General features: G+C 64.5%; 16 protein-coding genes. 5 read left to right on the top strand and 11 right to left on the bottom strand.

What is annotated here, in order from left to right:
- Nucleotides 1-42 precede the first annotated feature (42 nt).
- A complete protein-coding gene (locus tag CXX84_RS10105; protein WP_102976564.1) occupies nucleotides 43-1302 on the top strand; it encodes a low temperature requirement protein A in 1260 nt (419 codons plus the stop codon).
- Here CXX84_RS10105 and CXX84_RS10100 read toward each other — a convergent pair.
- The 6 genes from CXX84_RS10100 to CXX84_RS10075 all read right to left on the bottom strand — a co-directional run bounded on the left by CXX84_RS10100 (nucleotide 1280) and on the right by CXX84_RS10075 (nucleotide 10408).
- Nucleotides 1280-1933: an HD domain-containing protein gene (locus tag CXX84_RS10100; RefSeq protein WP_102976563.1), complete on the bottom strand. Its 654-nt coding sequence runs from the start codon at nucleotides 1931-1933 to the stop codon at nucleotides 1280-1282. The two genes, CXX84_RS10105 and CXX84_RS10100, sit on opposite strands and share 23 nt — an antisense overlap.
- A gap of 26 nt (nucleotides 1934-1959) precedes the next feature.
- Nucleotides 1960-2175, bottom strand: coding sequence for a transcriptional regulator (locus CXX84_RS10095; protein ID WP_102976562.1), 216 nt, complete (start codon nucleotides 2173-2175; stop codon nucleotides 1960-1962).
- 85 nt (nucleotides 2176-2260) lie between these two features.
- Entirely contained in the window at nucleotides 2261-3160 is a 900-nt protein-coding gene (gluQRS, locus tag CXX84_RS10090) for a tRNA glutamyl-Q(34) synthetase GluQRS (RefSeq protein WP_102976561.1), read from the bottom strand.
- A gap of 361 nt (nucleotides 3161-3521) precedes the next feature.
- A complete protein-coding gene (locus CXX84_RS10085) occupies nucleotides 3522-6662 on the bottom strand; it encodes an efflux RND transporter permease subunit (protein WP_102976560.1) in 3141 nt (1046 codons plus the stop codon).
- A 6-nt stretch (nucleotides 6663-6668) separates the two neighbouring features.
- Nucleotides 6669-7127, bottom strand: a complete 459-nt coding sequence (locus tag CXX84_RS10080; protein ID WP_102976559.1) for a hypothetical protein — start codon at nucleotides 7125-7127, stop codon at nucleotides 6669-6671.
- Nucleotides 7124-10408: an efflux RND transporter permease subunit gene (locus CXX84_RS10075; protein WP_102976558.1), complete on the bottom strand. Its 3285-nt coding sequence runs from the start codon at nucleotides 10406-10408 to the stop codon at nucleotides 7124-7126. The genes CXX84_RS10080 and CXX84_RS10075 overlap by 4 nt, the downstream gene beginning before the upstream one ends.
- 247 nt (nucleotides 10409-10655) lie before the next feature.
- Between CXX84_RS10075 and CXX84_RS10070 the strand changes: the two genes are divergently transcribed.
- Nucleotides 10656-11330, top strand: a complete 675-nt coding sequence (locus CXX84_RS10070; RefSeq protein WP_102976557.1) for a response regulator transcription factor — start codon at nucleotides 10656-10658, stop codon at nucleotides 11328-11330.
- Nucleotides 11331-11400: 70 nt separating this feature from the next.
- Nucleotides 11401-11859 carry an Lrp/AsnC family transcriptional regulator gene (locus tag CXX84_RS10065; RefSeq protein ID WP_102976556.1) on the top strand — a complete coding sequence of 153 codons (459 nt, stop codon included), beginning with the start codon at nucleotides 11401-11403 and terminating at the stop codon, nucleotides 11857-11859.
- Nucleotides 11860-11906: 47 nt separating this feature from the next.
- Here CXX84_RS10065 and CXX84_RS10060 read toward each other — a convergent pair whose 3' ends face one another.
- Nucleotides 11907-12362, bottom strand: a complete 456-nt coding sequence (locus CXX84_RS10060; protein WP_102976555.1) for an Lrp/AsnC family transcriptional regulator — start codon at nucleotides 12360-12362, stop codon at nucleotides 11907-11909.
- A 105-nt stretch (nucleotides 12363-12467) separates the two neighbouring features.
- On the opposite strand from CXX84_RS10060, the gene CXX84_RS10055 reads away from it, so the two are divergent.
- Entirely contained in the window at nucleotides 12468-13121 is a 654-nt protein-coding gene (locus tag CXX84_RS10055; protein WP_102976554.1) for a LysE family translocator, read from the top strand.
- On the opposite strand, the gene CXX84_RS10050 is transcribed toward CXX84_RS10055, so the two are convergent.
- On the bottom strand, nucleotides 13122-14099 hold the full coding sequence (locus tag CXX84_RS10050) for a hypothetical protein (RefSeq protein WP_102976553.1): 978 nt from the start codon (nucleotides 14097-14099) through the stop codon (nucleotides 13122-13124).
- A 112-nt stretch (nucleotides 14100-14211) separates the two neighbouring features.
- On the opposite strand from CXX84_RS10050, the gene CXX84_RS10045 reads away from it, so the two are divergent.
- Nucleotides 14212-14418, top strand: coding sequence for a hypothetical protein (locus tag CXX84_RS10045; RefSeq protein ID WP_102976552.1), 207 nt, complete (start codon nucleotides 14212-14214; stop codon nucleotides 14416-14418).
- Nucleotides 14419-14442: 24 nt separating this feature from the next.
- Here the strand turns inward: CXX84_RS10045 and CXX84_RS10040 are convergent, their stop codons facing one another.
- The 3 genes from CXX84_RS10040 to CXX84_RS10030 all read right to left on the bottom strand — a co-directional run bounded on the left by CXX84_RS10040 (nucleotide 14443) and on the right by CXX84_RS10030 (nucleotide 16659).
- Nucleotides 14443-14817 (bottom strand): nuclear transport factor 2 family protein, encoded by a 375-nt coding sequence (locus CXX84_RS10040; RefSeq protein WP_102976551.1) that lies wholly within the window; start codon nucleotides 14815-14817, stop codon nucleotides 14443-14445.
- 41 nt (nucleotides 14818-14858) lie between these two features.
- Entirely contained in the window at nucleotides 14859-15362 is a 504-nt protein-coding gene (locus CXX84_RS10035; protein WP_102976550.1) for a DUF456 domain-containing protein, read from the bottom strand.
- A 97-nt stretch (nucleotides 15363-15459) separates the two neighbouring features.
- Complete coding sequence (locus tag CXX84_RS10030) at nucleotides 15460-16659, bottom strand: NADP-dependent malic enzyme (protein ID WP_102976549.1); 1200 nt, start codon at nucleotides 16657-16659, stop codon at nucleotides 15460-15462.
- Between the last annotated feature and the right edge of the window lie 120 nt (nucleotides 16660-16779).

Genomic DNA, 16779 nt, shown 5'->3' with positions numbered 1-16779 from the left:
GCGGGTTCCGGGGTAGGAGCGGCGGGGCGTAATCTTTGACCCATGTCCTCCAATCCCCTCCGGCATGCCATAGCGCGCATGGGCGGCCGCGATCCGCATGAAAAACACAGGGCCGCCACGCCGCTTGAGCTCTTTTTCGACCTGACGTTCGTCATCGCCTTTGGGGTGGCGGGCAGCCAGTTTGCCCACGAGATCGCAGAAGCCCACGTCCTGCCCGGCCTGCTCGGATTCTCCTTCGCGATGTTCGCGGTGATCTGGGCTTGGATCAACTTCACCTGGTTCGCCAGCGCCTATGACACGGATGACTGGATCTTCCGGCTGGTCACCATGGTCCAGATTGTCGGCGTGCTGATCCTCGCCATGGGTATCGAGCCTATGTTCCACTCCCTGGTGAAGGGCGAATACGTGGACAACGGGGTCATCGTGAGCGGCTATGTCATCATGCGGCTGGCGCTGGTGGCCCAATGGTTGAGGGCAGCCAGACAGGACCCTGCCCGGCGTCAAACATGTATGCGCTACGCCAAGTACCTCACCCTGGTCCAGCTCGGATGGATAGCCGTGGTCATCATCAAGGCTGACGTGCTCACCACCATCCTCCTGACGGTGCCGCTGATAGCACTGGAAATGGCCACGCCCTACGCTGCCGAACGCAACGCCAGGACACCCTGGCACGCCCACCACATTGCCGAGCGGTACGGGCTCCTCGCGATCATCGCCCTGGGCGAATGCCTCATCGGCGCTATCGAAACCCTCCGCGCCATCGTGGCCAACCACGGCTGGAGCGTGGACGCCGCGCTTGTGGGCTTCGGCGGAACAGCCCTGGCATTCAGCATGTGGTGGATCTACTTCATGCTGCCCGCAGGACGCGCGCTGCACCTGCGCCGGCACAGGTCATTCCTGTTCGGCTACAGCCACATCCCAATCTTTGCTGCCATCGCCGCCACTGGCGCCGGGCTGCACGTGGCGGCGTATTTCATTGACCACGAGACACAGATCAGCGCCGCCGCGGCCGTTGCCAGCATCGCTCTTCCGGTAGCACTCTTCAAAGCGTCGCTGACGTGGCTGTACAGCACGATGATGGGCCCGGACCGGCAGGTCATCGGAGTGACCGCCGGCGTGCTCGCCGCGCTGGCAGCGTCGGTGGGACTTGCCGCAGCCGGCGTGTCCGTCCCGGTATGCCTGCTCGTGATCGTGCTGGCACTCTCCGTTCCGATCGTGCTTGATGAGCTCCGCGGCTCCGGCCGGCTGGACCGCGCCTTGGAAAAGCTGGAAGCGGAGACTACCCGGCCCCGTCCGTCCTGACCTCGGCTCCCGCCTCGCTGCCGGCATCCGGCTCCTCGTAGGACAGGTTTTCGTAATCCGTGGTGTCTTCCTCGTCCAGCCGGTCGTCCAACTCCTCCAGGAGCCACGGATTCACCCGGGCGAGGATCTTTCGGATTTCTTCCACCTCGACGGCGGCGTACAGCACCGGGCGGGCGTCACGGTATTTGGTGACCGGCGGCTTGTCCGGCCACTTCTCCGCCAGGGCCTTGACGCGCTCCGGCAGGGAATTGTGGGCGTTGTCCGCGATCTTAACCAGGGCGGCATCGTGGTCCTGTGAAATGTCGCTGATGATGGCCGGGTAGTCGTCAGGATTTTCGTGCAACCTGCTGGTGACGCGTTCGATGATCTCCACAGCCCGCACGGAAACGCCCATGTCCAGCAGGGCCTGCCGCGTTATAGGTGTGTCCTCGGCTACGTCGTGCAGGTAACCGGCAATGCGGATGTCGTCGTCGAAGTCGGCCAAAGCGTCCCCAACCGCGAGAACATGGTCCTTGTACGGGCGCTTGAGCTTGTCCTTTTGGCGGTTATGCGCCACCTCGGCAAGGACCCTTGCGGTATCAACCGTGAACCTGGGCGCCGGGCTCTGCTCCGCGGCTTGCTCGTCTGACATGTCCTAAGCCTAGGCTGAACGCCCAGCTACTGCTTGCCGTACTTCCGGTGGACTGCCTGCCTGGTGACTCCCAGGCACTGAGCAATCGCTTCCCAGGACAGTCCCGCCTGCCGTGCGCTTCGGACAAGCGAAGCCTCCGTCCGGTTCACTTCCTTCTGCAGTTCGGCCACGGCGTGCAGCGCGTCCGCAGGCCCCATTCCATCCATTGCACCCACCAGGGTCTTCATACGGTCCACCTCCATGGCGTCAACATTAGTTGACGCCTGCAGTGGCGTCAACTAATGTTGACAAAACCTTGGCGGCACATTCAACGCCAAAGCCGAAGCATCATCGCCGGGAGGACGCTCCTCCGCTGCTCCACACCCAAGGCCCCCTGGGCAGGGCCGCCGGATCGAAGCCCGGCAAGGCATTTTCCAGGGTGCCGGCCCGCAGGTTCAGGGACTGAAGCAGCCTGTCGCGGACCGCGGCCGCGCTGGTTCCCGCTGCCGCAAGGTCCGCGAGCGTGACGGCCCCATCCCGCTTCGCCAGCCTGGCGCCGTCGTCGTTGACGACCAACGGAACATGCGCATATTCCGGAGAAGGAATATTCAGCAGGGACGCAAGGTAGGCCTGCCGGGGGGTGGACGGCAGGAGGTCGTCACCGCGCACCACCTGGTCAATTCCCTGCTCGGCGTCGTCCACTACCACCGCAAGATTGTACGCAGTGACCCCGTCGTTGCGCCGCAGCACGAAGTCGTCCACGATGCCCGTAAACTCCCCGTGCAGGACGTCGTGCACCGTGTACCCGGCCACCCCGGCGCGAAGACGAATGGCCGCGGGCCTGGTGGAGCGCCTGAACTCCAGCTCGGCGGCGTCGAGGTTCCGGCAGGTTCCCGGGTAGGCCCCCTGCGGCGCGTGCGGCGCGGACGGAGCCTCCTGGATTTCCCGCCGGGTACAGAAGCACTCATAGGTGAGTCCGGCAGCCTCCAGCCGGGAGATCGCCTCGGCGTACAGCGGACCGCGGGCTGTCTGCCGCACTACCTCCCCGTCCCAGCTGACCCCAATGGCGCGCAGGTCCCGCAACTGAACGGCCTCGGCGCCTGCACGCGCCCGGTCAAGGTCCTCCACGCGGAGCAGGAACTTCCGTCCGGTGGAGCGCGCAAACAGCCAGGCGAGGATGGCGGTCCGCAGATTGCCTGCATGGAGTTCCCCGGAAGGACTGGGAGCGAAGCGGCCGGCGGCATTCATGCTTCAACAGTATGTGCAACGGCGGGGCTCAAACGGACAGCACAAGAGCCCCTCAGCTACCGATGACTTCGGGAATCCAACGTCGGTAACTCAGGGGCTCTTGCCGTGGTGGCAGAAAGACCGTGGTGTGAACAAGAGTCAATCCGGGCAGCCTCCTTGCGGGAAGCCTGTCCAGGCGTGCCGGGTGGTGTACCGAAAGCCTGTGAGCCTTGGCCGGGGCGGTAGCCCGTCTCCAATGCCACTATTTGAGCACGAAACCGGCAATGATCAGAACAAGCATCCCCGCGACTGGTCACTTTGACTACCTGGACGGCCGGTGTGGGCTCAGGACTGATCAATATGCCGCTGCCCGCACGTGAGGCTAGCCCGCAGCCACCGGAACGGGGGCAGCCGGAGGAGCAGCCTTGGACCGCGGTTTTCCGAAACGCAGATACAGGGAGGGAAGGATAAACAGGTTCAGGAGCGTTGAGGACACCAGCCCGCCAACAATGACCACGGCCATGGGATGCTCAATTTCGTGGCCGGGGATGGTCCCCATGAGGATCAGCGGCACCAGCGCCAGCCCGGTGGCGAGCGTTGTCATCAGGATGGGTGACAACCGCTCCCCCGCACCGCGCAGCACCAGCTCGGGCCCGAACTTTTCGCCCTCGTATTTCTCAAGGTGCTGGCAATGGCTGATGAGGAGGATGCCGTTGCGGGCCGCGATACCCAGGACGGTCAGGAACCCCACGATCGAACCGAGTGAGAGAACGCCGCCGCTCAAGTAGGCCGCGAGCATGCCGCCAACGAGCGCGACTGGAAGTGTGAACATGACCAGGGCGGCCAACCGCCAGCTGCCGAATGACGCCTGCAGCAGCAGGAAAATGACCAGGAGAGCGCCTGCCGCAAAGATCAGGAGCTGGCGGGTGGCAGCTTCACGTTCGGCGAACTCGCCCAGGACCTCGGCATGGTAGCCGGCCGGGAAGTCCACCTCGGCGAGCCCTTCCTTGATCGCCGCCACCAGGGCACCCAGTTCGCCTTCTGACGCGGCATTGGCGCTGACGTCGATCCTGCGTGAATTGTTGTTCCGGTCGATGACGCCCGGCGTGGCGTTGACGCTTACGTCGGCAACCTCCGCGAGCCGGATCGGCACTCCTGACGGAGTATCAATAGGCAGGTTGCCGATACTGGTGACGTCGGAACGGGTCTCCGGAGGACTCCAGATGCGGACGTCAAAGACCTTGCCTTCCCGCCAGAGGTCGCCCACTTCCTCGCTGGCCACCATGGCTGCCGCAGCCCTCCTGACGTCACCGGGCTTGACCCCGTGACGCTTGGCGGCCTCAAGGTTGACCTCGACGTCCACCTGCGGAACGTCCACCTGAAGCGACACGTGCTCCTCCACGGCTTCGTCGATATCTCCCAGCACTTCCTCGACTTCCTTGGCCAGCCCCCGCAGGGTCTCCAGATCATCACCGTAGACCCGGACCACCACCGCGTCGCCTTCGCCTGTGAGGACCTCCCGGATGCGCTCCTTCAGGTAGGTCTGCACGTCGCGGTGGATCCCCGGATAGCCGTCCACTACTTCCTGGACGGCTGCGAGGGTTTTGTCGTAGTCCGCCGAGGGGTCGACGCTGATCCAGTTCTCGCCGAAGTTCACGCCCACCACCTCATCGGCGGCCAGCGCCTGCCCGATGTGGGCGCCGCAGTTGAGGACGCCGTCCACAGCCAGCAATTCCTTGCAGGCCCGTTCGCTGATCCGGACCTCCTCGGCGAGGGAAGTGCCCGGTTGGGTCACCCAGTGCATGAGGAAGTCGCGTTCCTTGAACGACGGAAGCAGTGCCTGGCCCAGCAGCGGGGCCACCACGACCCCGGAAAGGGTCAGGGCAGTGAAAGCAAGGTAGCCGGGCCCCGGACGGCGGATAACCCGGGACATCAGCTTGTGGTAGCCGCGTTTGAGGACCCGGACCAGCGGCGGGTCCCGAGGGTCCAGGGGAGCCTTGCGGAGGAAGATCAGGGCCAGTGCCGGAGTGACTGTAAGCGCCACCAGCATGGAGGCGAAGACTGCCAGCGTGTAGGCACTGGCCAGCGGGCGGAAGAAAGCGCCCGTCAGCCCTTCGAGGAAGAAAATAGGTACGGCTGCCACCACAATGATCAGGGTGGCGTACACAATTGGCCCGCGGACCTCCATAGAGGCCTCCAACACAACGGAAGCGGTGGACCGGCTGCTTCCACTCTCCCTGTGCTGTCTCAAACGCCGGATGATGTTTTCAATGTCAATGATGGCGTCATCCACCACGACGCCCACGGCAATCACCAGACCAGCGAGCACCATGGTGTTCACGGTGCTGCCGGTCATCATGATGACCACGCCCGCCGTAATGAGCGACAGCGGGATGGCAATCAGGCTGATAAGGGCCGTCCGCCACTGGAAAAGGAACGCCCCGAGCACCATCATGACCAGCACGATGCCCAGCAGCAGCGCCAGGCTCAGGTTCTCCAGCGACTGCTCGATGAAGGTGGCCGGCCTGAAGATGGCAGTGTCGACGTCGACTCCTGACAGCGCCGGCGCCATCTGCTCGAGCGCGGCCTCCACCCCCTTGGTGACCTCCAGGGTGTTGCCCCATGGCAGCTTCTCCACGATCAGCATCAGGCCTTCGCCGTCATTGATGACGGCATCACCAATGAGAGGGTTGTGGTCCATGACGACGTCGGCCACGTCACCCAGGCGCAGGGGGTTCCCGTCGCGTTCCAGGATGGGAATCTTGGCGAGGTCCTCCGGTGTGCGGATGGGCAGGATGTGCGAGATGCCAACACGCTGGTTCGGGGTCTCGACAACCCCGCCGGCGCCTACCACGTTCCCGGAGGTGTGCTTCAGCAGTCCGGCGTGCATGGCGTCGTTCGTCGTTGCCATCACGTCCCTGAGGGACACTTTTTCAGCCAGCAGCCGTTCAGGCTTGACCCGGACCTGCAGTGTTTCCTTGCGTTCACCCCAGATGGCAACGTTTGCCACCCCCGGGACGGAGAGCAGGTGCGCGCGCAGCTTGTAATGGGTGAGCATGGACAGCTCGATCAGGCTGTGCTCCTTCGAGGACAGGCCGATTTTCATGACCCGGCTGGTGGAGGACAACGGCTGCAGCATGACGGGTGGGGTGGCCCAGCTGGGCAGCGAAGGCGTGACCGTTGCGACTCTTTCCGAGACCAGCTGCCGTGCTTTCAGCAGATCAGTACCCGGGTCGAAGATCATCAGGACCGAGGACAGCTGGGAGACAGACTTCGACCTCAGCTCGTCCAGCCCCTCCAGGCCGTTGAGCGCGTCTTCCAGCGGGACGGTGACCAGCTCCTCGACTTCCGCGGCGGTCAGGCCCAGGGCGGCGGTCTGGATTTCCACCCGGGGCGGTGCGAACTCGGGAAACACGTCCACTGACGCGGAGCTGATCTGGACAGCTCCAACCATCATGATTCCGACGGCGAGCGCTACCACCACCGAACGGAACTTGAGACTGAAACCAATGAGCTTGCGCATGGCCGGTCAGTGCGCCGTATCCAGCTCAGCACCCAGGAGTTCGGCTGCCCCTACCGTCACGATTTTGGTCCCGGGCTGGGGTCCGCTTGCCAGCTTTACCGTGGGAGCCTCGATCCGCTCAACCGCGACGGGTTCCCGGATGAACACCAGCGGCTCCGGATTGGTGTAGACCCATGTCCCGCCGCTGGCATCGTAGATCAGCGAGGAGTAGGGAACCTGAAGCTTCCCCTCCACAGTTTCCACGGCTCCAGTCGTGACCCCGAGCCGTTCTGCAGCTTTCTCCGTCAAGGTGATGCGGCTGACGTCCTGCCCTTCAACCTCCTCAAGGGTCGCCGCTTCGAGCCCCGTCGCCGCCGGAGCCGCTTCAGGCACTTCCCCGCACGCGGCCACCGGCCCACCGGCCAGGCACGCAATGACCAGGACGCCGAACAGGCGGCGCTTCCAAGGCATGTTCGCAGCAGTCATGACACTTCCGTTCTTTCGCGGAGCCCCGCAGCGCCAGCGGGGCCTTGTGGCTTCAGGAGGTCCTCATCTTCGGGAGCGCCGGTCCCAAACAGGATCAGGAGGGTTGGCAGGAGAACCAGGACAAGCAGTGCGTGTGTCACTAAGCCGCCCCAGATCACAATGGCCAGGGGCAAAATTGTTTCCCTGCCTACAGCTCCGCCAAGTACCACCAGGGGGATCAGGAATGCCGCGCTGACAACCGCGCCAATGAGAATCGGCACCAGCCGTTCCTGGGCTGCCTGCAGAATTGAAGAGCGTGAACCGCCCTGCAGCCGGCTCTCCTCCGGCACCCCTGCAGTCACCGGGCTGTCGGTTGCGACGGGAGTTTGGGCACGCCGGACCAGCAGGATGGAGTCCCGCACAGCCATTCCCAACAGAGCCGCAAAGGCGAGGAGAGTTACCAGGGAAACGATGCCCCCGGTGAGGATTGCGCCCACAACGCCGCCTGCCAGGGCAACTGGCAGCGCCAGGAAGACAACCAGGGCCACCCGCCAGCTTCGCAGCGCGGTCTGGAGGAGGACCAGGATGCCGAGGAGCGCCGCTGCCCCCACGGCCCAGACGAGTTGCACGGTGTTCTGCTGCTCCGAGTACTGGGACGGCACCTGCGCGTGGTATTCCATCGGGAAGTCCATGCTGGCCAGGCCGGCGTTGACATCTGAGGTGATGTCCCCGACGGATCTGCCGTCCACCTGTGCCACCACATCGATGTGGCGTGACGTATCGGTATGCGTGATCACGGACTCGTGCGGCTGGACGCGGACATCCGCAACGTCACTGAGCCGCACGTGGCCGCCGCCCGGCTTGTCGATCAGCAATTCCTGGACACTGGTCAGGCTCGAGCTGGTGGCAGGGGTGCCCTTGACCACCACCTGGAAGACTTTCTGCTGCTCGAAGAGGAACCCCACGTCCACGCCCTGCAACAGCGTTGCTGCTGCACGCCGCACATCGCCGGGTTTGACGCCGGCCTGCTGTGCCTTGTCCAGGTTGACTTCAATCTCCGCGATGGGCTGGAGCCTGGGCAGGGACAACTGCGGGTCAACCAGGCCGTCCGTGTTGGCCATCATGTCCCTGACGTTTTCCGCAGTTTCACGCAGAACCTGGGGTTCCACTCCAAAGACCCTGACCGAGAACTCATGTTGTGACCGGCTGCGCTCCACATCGAGCCGGTTCTGCCCATAGGTGGCCACGCTGCCGCTGATCCCTGGGTAGCCTGCCACGACTTCGTTGACCGCGTCTGCCACGCTCGAGTAATCCGCGTCCGCCTCCATGGTGACCCAGAGTTCCCCTGAATTCGGCCCGACGACCCGGTCGGAGGTGATGGCACGGCCCACGTGCCCGCCTACATTGGCCACACCCGGAACATTCGACAATTCTTTACCGGCAAGCGCAGAGATACGGCTCATTTCGCTGTTGGACGTCCCGGCGAGCCCGTCCCACTGCACCAGCAGGATCCGGTCCTGGAGTGCCGTCACGGACGGCTGACCGGCGGCAAGGAGCGGAATGCCGGCTACCGCAGCTATTGCCAGCAAGGCGCCTGCAGCCAGGACCCACTGGAATTTTGCGGCGCTTCGTTCTGTTGCCGTCCGGATTCCGGACCTGAGCTTGCCCGGGACCTGGGGTGCGCGCTCCTCGCCGGCCATGAGAGTCAGGGCCAAAGCAGGGGTGAGAAGCCAGGCGACGAGCAGTGCGACGGTAAGCGCCACCAGGAAGGACAGCGCCAGGGGAACAAAAAGGGCACGGTTTACCCCCGCCAGGAACAGCACGGGCAGCAGGACGAGCGCCATGGTGAGTCCGGCGAAGACAATTGCGTTGCGGGTCTGCTGGAGGGCGGCGGATATCAGCACCAGCCGCAGCTCGTTCTTCGCCTCCGGGCCGTTGGAACCGTCCGCCGCGCCTTCCCCGTCCCTGATGCCGCTGGAGTTCACGGTTGCCGTGCGCCGGCCGGAGCCGGCTGCGGCGAGCTCCCGCCGCCGGCGCAGCCCGGTCAAGTCCGTCACAAGGTCTGTCACCACCACAACCAAAGCCAGCACCAAACCGGCGAAGACCACAACGTTCAGCCCGATTCCGAGCACCGACAGCGTCAGGAAGGCAGCGGTCGTGGAAACTGCCAGGACAATCAGTGCCACAAGGGCCATCCGCCAGGACTTGAAGAAGAGGCCCAGGAGGAGCGCGGCCAGCAACAGGCCGGCAATGAAGCCCATGCCAAGGTTCTGCATCGCGGATTCCAGGAAGGATGCCGGCCGGTAGACGCTGGTGTCCACAGTGATTCCGGACAGGCCCGGTTTCAGGTCCTCCAGGGCGGCTTCCAGCGCTGCAGTAATTTCAGCCGTATTGGCGTCGGGAAACTTCTCAATGACGAGCATGAGGGCGGGGTCGTCGTCCACCACTGCGTCGCCAATGAGTGGCTGGTGGTTTTCCCGCACCGTTGCCACATCGCCCAAAACCAGCGGCGGGCCCGTCACGTTTTCGACACTGACCTGTGCCAGGTCGCTGGGAGTGGTAATCGGCAGGACGTGCTGGATCCCAAGGCGCTGGTTCTCCGTCTCCAGGAAGCCGCCCGTACCAGGTGTTGAAGCCTGGAGGAAGGTCAGAGGCGATACCCACACTGCGTTGCCCGTTGTCCGGATGACCTGGTTGAGTGTTACCCCCCGGGCCTGGAGCGCCTGGGGATCCACTTCCACCTGCATCTGCTGCTCACGCTGGCCCCAGATGGAGAGGTTTGCCACCCCGGGAACACCCATCAGGCGTGGCTTGATATTCCACCGTGCGAGCACGGACATGTCGATCAGCGGGACTTCCGAGGACGACAGACGGACCATCATCACCCTGCTGGTGGAGGATTTCGGCTGCATCAGGACCGGGGGCGTGGAAACCTTTGGCAGTGAGTGGGCCTGCACCAGGCGTTCGGCAACGAGCTGGCGCGCCCGCGGCAGGTCCGTTCCCGGTTCGAACAGCAGCTGGATGGAGGAAAGGCCCGGAACGGACTGCGACCGGATCTCGTCCAGATATGCGACGCCGTTCAGGAAGTCCACTTCCATCGGGGAGGTTATGAATTGTTCAACTTCAAGGGCGGACAGCCCCAGGGCTTCAGTCTGAATCTCGACCTGGGCCGGCTCAAACTCTGGCAATGCGTCCACGGAGGACCTGGGAAAGTACCAGAACCCCATCGCAATTATTCCTGCAGCCAGCGCAAGGATCAGCAGCCGGAACTGGAAACTCCATCTAGCAAACAAACCGGTCATCGCTCGTCCAACCTGCGAATGGGGTGCCTTGTCGGCGGTCATCTAAGCTTCGCGCGGCGGGGAACCGGCAAACAGTCCCACCTTGGTTGGCTGGACCCCCCAAATTAGGGGACATTGAGCCCGGAAGGGGGACCTTGGACCTATACAGGGAGCACCCGGAAGGCGGAAAATTCCTTTAACGGACGTGCTGGGGAACGCGTGCTTGGCGCGGGTATCCCGCGTGATTCGATGATTGGGGGTGTCAGCGATGACGGCAGAAGCTGTGGATGGCGGCGTGGCCAAAACCAGCGTCCTGGTCATTGATGACCACACATCTTTTGCCGAACTGCTGACTGCGGCAATTGATCATGAACCCGACCTGCAGGGGCTGGGCTTCGCCAGGAATGCCACGACGGGCCTTCAGATGTGCCGCAGCCTCCAGCCGGACGTCGTGGTGGTGAGTTCGGGCCGGCCGGAAGGCCTGGGACTCGGAATTGCTGCAGATCTGATGGCCGCTTCACCGGGAACCCACGTGGTGATGCTGGTCAGCGAGCCCACCAGCGAGGGCCTGGCCCAGGCGGCCGCTGCCGGCGCCTCCGCCTTCCTCGCCAGGGGCACGCCCCTGACTGCCCTTCTGGGTACGGTCCGGCATTCCCACTCAGGGGTGATCGAGGTAGATCCCCAGATTCTTGCCGCCTTCGCAACGCAGGCCCCGCCCCATAGCCAGGTATCAGCCGCACCCCTGTTGACCAAACGCCAGATGGACGTACTGAAGCTCATGGCCGAAGGCAAGGATGTCCGGTCGAACGCTAAAACGTTGGGCATCTCCCAGAACACCTGCAGGGGCTACGTCAAAGCCATCCACTCCCGGCTGGGAGTCCACTCACAACTCGAAGCCGTCGTCATGGCCCGCCAGTTGGGCCTCCTGGCCGTCGGCCGCTAATGTTGGCCTGACTGTACCGGCCACCGCCCATTGGAGCGGAGCGGCTGAACCAGGAGGGAAAGGGTGCGCTGTGCAGCAATTGGACGCCACTGATAAGCGCATCCTCAAGGCCATGGACGAAGACCCGCGCGTTCCCATCATGGTGCTCGCCCAGCGGCTGGGGCTGGCGCGCGGGACGGTGCAGTCCCGGCTGGAACGGATGACGGCGTCGGGAGCCCTTCGACCCAACAGCAGCAGGGTCCTTCCCGCGGCGCTCGGACGCGGGGTGGCAGCATCCGTCAGCGCCGAACTGGACCAGAGCCACCTTGACGAGGCCATTGCCGCCCTCCGCCGCATTCCGGAGGTGCTGGAATGCCATGCTCCCGCCGGCGAGACAGACCTGCTGATCCGCGTTGTGGCCACCAGCCCTGACGACCTCTACCGGGTGTCCGAAGAGATCAGGCTCTGCCCGGGTATTGTGCGCACCTCCACCAGCATGTTCCTCCGTGAGGTCATCCCGTACCGCACCACGGGGCTGCTGCGGGAATAGGACACGGAAGCCGGTCAGGACCAGCCGGGCATTCCGTTGGCCACCCCCTAGACCGGTGGTCCGGCATTCGATTTGAGGTTCTTCATCACCAGCGTGGACGTCAGCCGCTCCACACCGGGAAGGGACGTGAGTTCTGCGTCGTAGAAACGCTGGTAGGCGGGCAGGTCCTCAGCGATGACTTTCAGCAGGTAGTCGGGGGAACCGAAGAGCCGCTGGGCCTCGACGACGTTGGGATTGGCCGCCACGCGGTCCTCGAAGATCTCCATGGTGGCCTTCTCCACCTGGCGAAGAGTGACAAAAACTATCGCCTCAAATCCCAGCCCCACGGCGGACGGGTCGATGTCCGCTTTGTAGCCCCTGATAACGCCTGAGCGTTCCAGGTCCCGGAGCCTGCGGTGGCAAGGTGCCACGGTCAGTCCTACCTTGGCCGCAAGTGCCGTAGCCGTCATTCGACCGTCCTCTTTGAGGTGGCGCAAGATATTCCTGTCAATGTAGTCGATCACGCAAGAATCTTACTGGGATTAGGGGATGGTAAGCGAAAAGGGACAGCACTTCCGCGCCCGAAGTATCTAGTGTTTCTCCTGTTGGATCACGTCCGGGGAGAACACATGAATTCAGAGCTGTTTTTGGCCTTTGTGCTGGTGGCTGCCGCCCTCGCCTGCACCCCTGGGGTGGACTGGGCCTACTCCATTGCAGCCGGCCTGAAACAGCGCAGCTTCGTACCGGCGGTAGCGGGGCTTTGCGGCGGCTATGTCCTTCACACGGTCCTGCTGGTGGCAGGACTGGCTGCGGTCCTGACCCGGGCGCCCGCCGTACTGGGCTGGATCACCCTGGCAGGCGCCGGCTACCTGATGTGGCTCGGGATCAGCACCCTTCGCTCTTGGCGGGAGGCAAGCTTCGCAGCCGGGGCCGGCAACGCGGGCACCACGCGGCTCCGCACCTTCCTGCAGGGAATCGGAACCAGCGGCATCAACCCGAAGGGGCTGCTTTTCTATGTGGCGCTGGTTCCACAGTTCGTCAGCGCGGAGGCGTCCCTGCCGGTCCCGGTGCAGTCAGGATTGCTGGGGCTGACCTTCGTACTGCTCACCGGACTCGTGTACACCGCTGTTGCCCTGCTGTCCCGCACCCTGCTGCAGACCCGGCCCGGTGCCGCCCGGCTGGTGACCCTGGCCAGCGGGATCATCATGGTGGTCCTGGGAGTTGTGCTGCTGGGCGAACAGCTGCTGCCGGTTCTTACGGCTGCCCGGACCGCGTCCTCCTGACTAATCGTCGCTGAGCTTCTTCCAGTCCTGTTCCCAGATCCGGCGCATCTCTTCGTCTTTACGGATGGGAACCGGCGCCGCGATCTCCCGCTGCGGCACCGGGTCCCCATTCCGCCGTCCCCAGTCCCGCGGATTCAGCGACCTGCGGCTGGAGTCGAGGAGCAGCAGGGCACGGTCCGTGAGGGCATCGTTCCTGAGCGTCAGGTGCGTCTTCCGCCGTCGCAGGACCTCTGCGAGCGCTTGTCCGGCCGCCTCCAGGCGGCCCTCACGCCGGAGGGCCCGTGCCCTCACCAGCAGCAGTGCAGCCGAGAGGTCATCGGCGTTGAGCAGGCCGTCCGTCCAGTCGATAACCGTGCGGCTCCGGCCCAGGGTCAGCGCCAGCGAGCAGCGCGCCAAGGCCATGGGGAGCGACGGCGGCAGGCCGCTCAGGGCGTCCAGCGCGGCTTCCGTGCGTCCCGTCTCCCGCAGGGAGTGGGCCAGCGCCAGGAACACCGACTCCTCGCTGAACAGGACCGGTATCTCCACACGCTCGGCCAGTTCAATCCGGGTAACGATCCTGGTGAGGTACGTGGAGGAGTAGCGGTTGGCTTCGTCCTCGTTCCTGGTGGTAAGGCCGCGCTGGAGAAGTTCTGATGCACGGAGGTAGCCGCCCTGCTTGTACACCAGCAGGCCGGACATGAGGTAGCACAGCCCCGCCCACCCCGGAAAGGCGCGTGCCAGCGTGATTAGTTGCTCGGGCTGGCGGCTGGCGAAAATGGCTTCATGCACCGCCTTGGCCGGCTTGGGCAGCATGCGCTTCAGCCGTGGGATTTCACCATCAACTGAGAGCAGCGCCGGATGGCGCCCGCCGAGCACGCCAGTCAGCAGGCCACCCACTCCCCCTGCGAGGTCGTGGACGGGGGTGCGCAGCTGCGGCTGGCCGAACGGTGTGAGGTCGCGGCTGTCCCAATAGATCGGTGCAGTGTCCCCGGCGGTCATCTTTCCATGCTAACCGGGAGCTTCCGGGCCAACGCGCACTTGTCCAAACCGGGATTTTCGGCAAGGGTGGTAAGCACCCTTAGCAGTTTCGCCATTGACGAAGGAGAGCGCCATGAACATCGACAAGTCCCAGATTCTCGAACTCCTCAGGAACAAGGGAGACAACGACAAAGCCGCGCAGGCCGATGCCCAGTTGCCGGACCAGGTGGACACCGAGCAGCATGCCGGGCTCCTGTCACAGCTGGGGATTAACCCCGCTGAGCTGCTCGGCAAGCTTCCCGGCGGCCTGGGTGACAAATTGGGTGGACTGGGGCTCTGAACACCCGGGCGAGCGGCTGCCGGCCTAGGCCCGCTCCATGAACCATTCGGTGAAGGCGGCAGCCCGGCCTGTCCCGTCAAACCGAATCACCCACAGGTTGTCGTAGGTGGGACGGCCCGCGGAGTAGGTGGTCACACCCTGGACGAAGGCGGTGTCAGCGTCCGCGCCCAGCAGTTTCCATTCGAAGGTCCAGTCCGCGGGCTCATCCCGCGCAGCGAGCCAGCCAGCCACGATGCCGTCATGGCCCAGCCACGCTTCCGGGTCGCCCGGCCGGGCCTCGTACCTCGCGTCCTCGGTGAAGAGCCCCCGGATGTCCTCGGGTTCGTTGCTGGCCCACGCCGCCTGGTAGTTTTCCATCCAACCCTGCACGTGCTTCCGCGCTACATTCCGGTCCGTCATGGTGCCGTTCTACGCCCTGCGGCAGCCTGACCGCAAGCACCTCAACCGCTGAGGGCGGCGACCCACACGCCGATCAGCCAGGTACTGGCGGCAAGGCACGCCAAACCGAACTCGGCCAGCATCCCCAACCCGGTTGCTTTTAGCGCGGCCCAGCTGGACGTGGCCGCCGAACCGATATTCCGCGTCCGCAGGAATTCGCTCAGCAGGAGGCCGGCAGCAAAACCAACAAAGAGCCCCACCACCGGAATAATGAACATGCCCACCACGCCGGCCGCCAGCGCGGCGGCAATGCTGCGGCTGGGGATGGCGTGCTCCTTGAGTTTCCGGCCGGTGAGGACAGCGCTCGCGGCCATACCGGCTACTACGAACACCATGGCCACAGCGAACACCACCCAGCCTGCAGTGCCGGCCCCGCCCCAGACGGCCCAGGCGAGGAGGCTCGCGCCGATGAGGATGCTGCCCGGCAGGACCGGTATGACTGTGCCTGCCACGCCCACGAGGATTGCCAGGCCGCACAGGACAGTCACTACGGTTTCGGAGTTCATGGATCCAAGTCTAGGGTTGGCTCCAGCCTTAACCCGCGACGGCGGTGCCTCCTTCGAAAGGAGGCACCGCCGTCGTCATGCACCTGGAACGGGACCGCTACTCCACCCCAACCGCGGCGGCGACTGCTGCAGTAACAGCCGGGGCAACCCGCGGATCCAGAGGGCTGGGCACGATGTACTCCGCTGACAGGTCCTCCGCGGCCAGCTCCGCAATGGCGTTGGCTGCGGCGAGCTTCATAGCCGGGGTGATGCGCCGGGCACCGGCATTTAGGGCGCCACGGAAGATCCCGGGGAAAGCCAGCACGTTGTTGATCTGGTTGGGGAAATCGCTGCGCCCGGTGGCCACCACGGCTGCGTACTTCACCGCGACCTCGGGAAGTACTTCCGGGTCCGGGTTGGAGAGTGCAAAGACGATGGCGTCCCGGTTCATGAGCTTCAGGTGTTCCTCGTCCAGCTTGGAGGAGGAAACGCCGATGAAGACATCAGCACCCGCGAGCGCCTCGGCCGGGCCGCCCTCCACTTCGCGGGGGTTGCTGCGCCCGGCGATGTCCGCCTTCTTGCTGGTGCTGTCCGCGGCCAGGTCCTTGCGGGCGCTGCTGATGATGCCCCTGGAATCCAGCAGGACGACGTCGGTGATGCCGGCAGCCAGCAGGATTTCCGCGACGGCGATGCCGGCCGCACCCGCGCCCGAGACCACCACGCGCAGCCCTTCCAGCCCGCGGCGCGTCACTTTGGCTGCGTTGGTCAGCGCTGCGAGGGCAACGACGGCGGTGCCGTGCTGGTCATCATGCATCACAGGGCAGTCAAGCGCCTCGATCAGCTTTTCCTCAAGCTCAAAGCAGCGGGGAGCGGAGATGTCCTCGAGGTTGACCGCGCCGAAGCTGGGACGGAGGCGGACCAGGGTTTCCACGATCTCGTCCACGTCGGTGGTGTTGAGCACCAGCGGAATCGAATCAAGGTCACCGAAGGTCTTGAACAGGGCGGACTTGCCTTCCATCACCGGGAGTGAGGCGCTGGCACCGATGTTGCCCAGTCCCAAAACGGCGGTGCCGTCGCTGACCACAACTACCAGTCGCTGGGCCCAGGTTAGTGTGCGGGCGAGTTCAGGTTTGGCGTAGATGGCCCGGCTGACCTCGGCTACACCCGGCGTGTAGGCGATGGACAGGTCGCGCTTGTTGGACAGCGGGACCGTGCTTGAGATGGAGAGCTTGCCGCCCTGATGGGCGGCGAAGATTTCTGCTTCGCTCAGTGCGGTGGCTGCGGAATTGTCAGTTGCTGCAAGTGCGTCAATGGACACGTCGTTGTCTCCTGGTGCTGGCCGTGGGGGCTTGGGCGATGGTGCCTGCTGCTCCGTTTGGACCATGGTAGGTGCGGCAAATGCGCCCTCAGAACAAAGTGACGTAGTAAAAAACGCTGG

Origin of the sequence: Arthrobacter sp. AFG7.2, assembly GCF_002892835.1 — a bacterium.
Classification (GTDB): Bacteria; Actinomycetota; Actinomycetes; order Actinomycetales; family Micrococcaceae; genus Arthrobacter.
This window is presented reverse-complemented; position numbering and strand designations above follow the sequence as displayed.

What these genes read in the sequence shown, in the direction of transcription:
- CXX84_RS10105 (WP_102976564.1), top strand. Translation starts at nt 43, where the DNA reads ATGTCCTCCAATCCCCTCCGGCATGCCATAGCGCGCATGGGCGGCCGC.
- CXX84_RS10100 (WP_102976563.1), bottom strand. Translation starts at nt 1,933, where the DNA reads ATGTCAGACGAGCAAGCCGCGGAGCAGAGCCCGGCGCCCAGGTTCACG.
- CXX84_RS10095 (WP_102976562.1), bottom strand. Translation starts at nt 2,175, where the DNA reads ATGGAGGTGGACCGTATGAAGACCCTGGTGGGTGCAATGGATGGAATG.
- gluQRS (WP_102976561.1), bottom strand. Translation starts at nt 3,160, where the DNA reads ATGAATGCCGCCGGCCGCTTCGCTCCCAGTCCTTCCGGGGAACTCCAT.
- CXX84_RS10085 (WP_102976560.1), bottom strand. Translation starts at nt 6,662, where the DNA reads ATGCGCAAGCTCATTGGTTTCAGTCTCAAGTTCCGTTCGGTGGTGGTA.
- CXX84_RS10080 (WP_102976559.1), bottom strand. Translation starts at nt 7,127, where the DNA reads ATGACTGCTGCGAACATGCCTTGGAAGCGCCGCCTGTTCGGCGTCCTG.
- CXX84_RS10075 (WP_102976558.1), bottom strand. Translation starts at nt 10,408, where the DNA reads ATGACCGGTTTGTTTGCTAGATGGAGTTTCCAGTTCCGGCTGCTGATC.
- CXX84_RS10070 (WP_102976557.1), top strand. Translation starts at nt 10,656, where the DNA reads ATGACGGCAGAAGCTGTGGATGGCGGCGTGGCCAAAACCAGCGTCCTG.
- CXX84_RS10055 (WP_102976554.1), top strand. Translation starts at nt 12,468, where the DNA reads ATGAATTCAGAGCTGTTTTTGGCCTTTGTGCTGGTGGCTGCCGCCCTC.
- CXX84_RS10050 (WP_102976553.1), bottom strand. Translation starts at nt 14,099, where the DNA reads ATGACCGCCGGGGACACTGCACCGATCTATTGGGACAGCCGCGACCTC.
- CXX84_RS10045 (WP_102976552.1), top strand. Translation starts at nt 14,212, where the DNA reads ATGAACATCGACAAGTCCCAGATTCTCGAACTCCTCAGGAACAAGGGA.
- CXX84_RS10040 (WP_102976551.1), bottom strand. Translation starts at nt 14,817, where the DNA reads ATGACGGACCGGAATGTAGCGCGGAAGCACGTGCAGGGTTGGATGGAA.
- CXX84_RS10035 (WP_102976550.1), bottom strand. Translation starts at nt 15,362, where the DNA reads ATGAACTCCGAAACCGTAGTGACTGTCCTGTGCGGCCTGGCAATCCTC.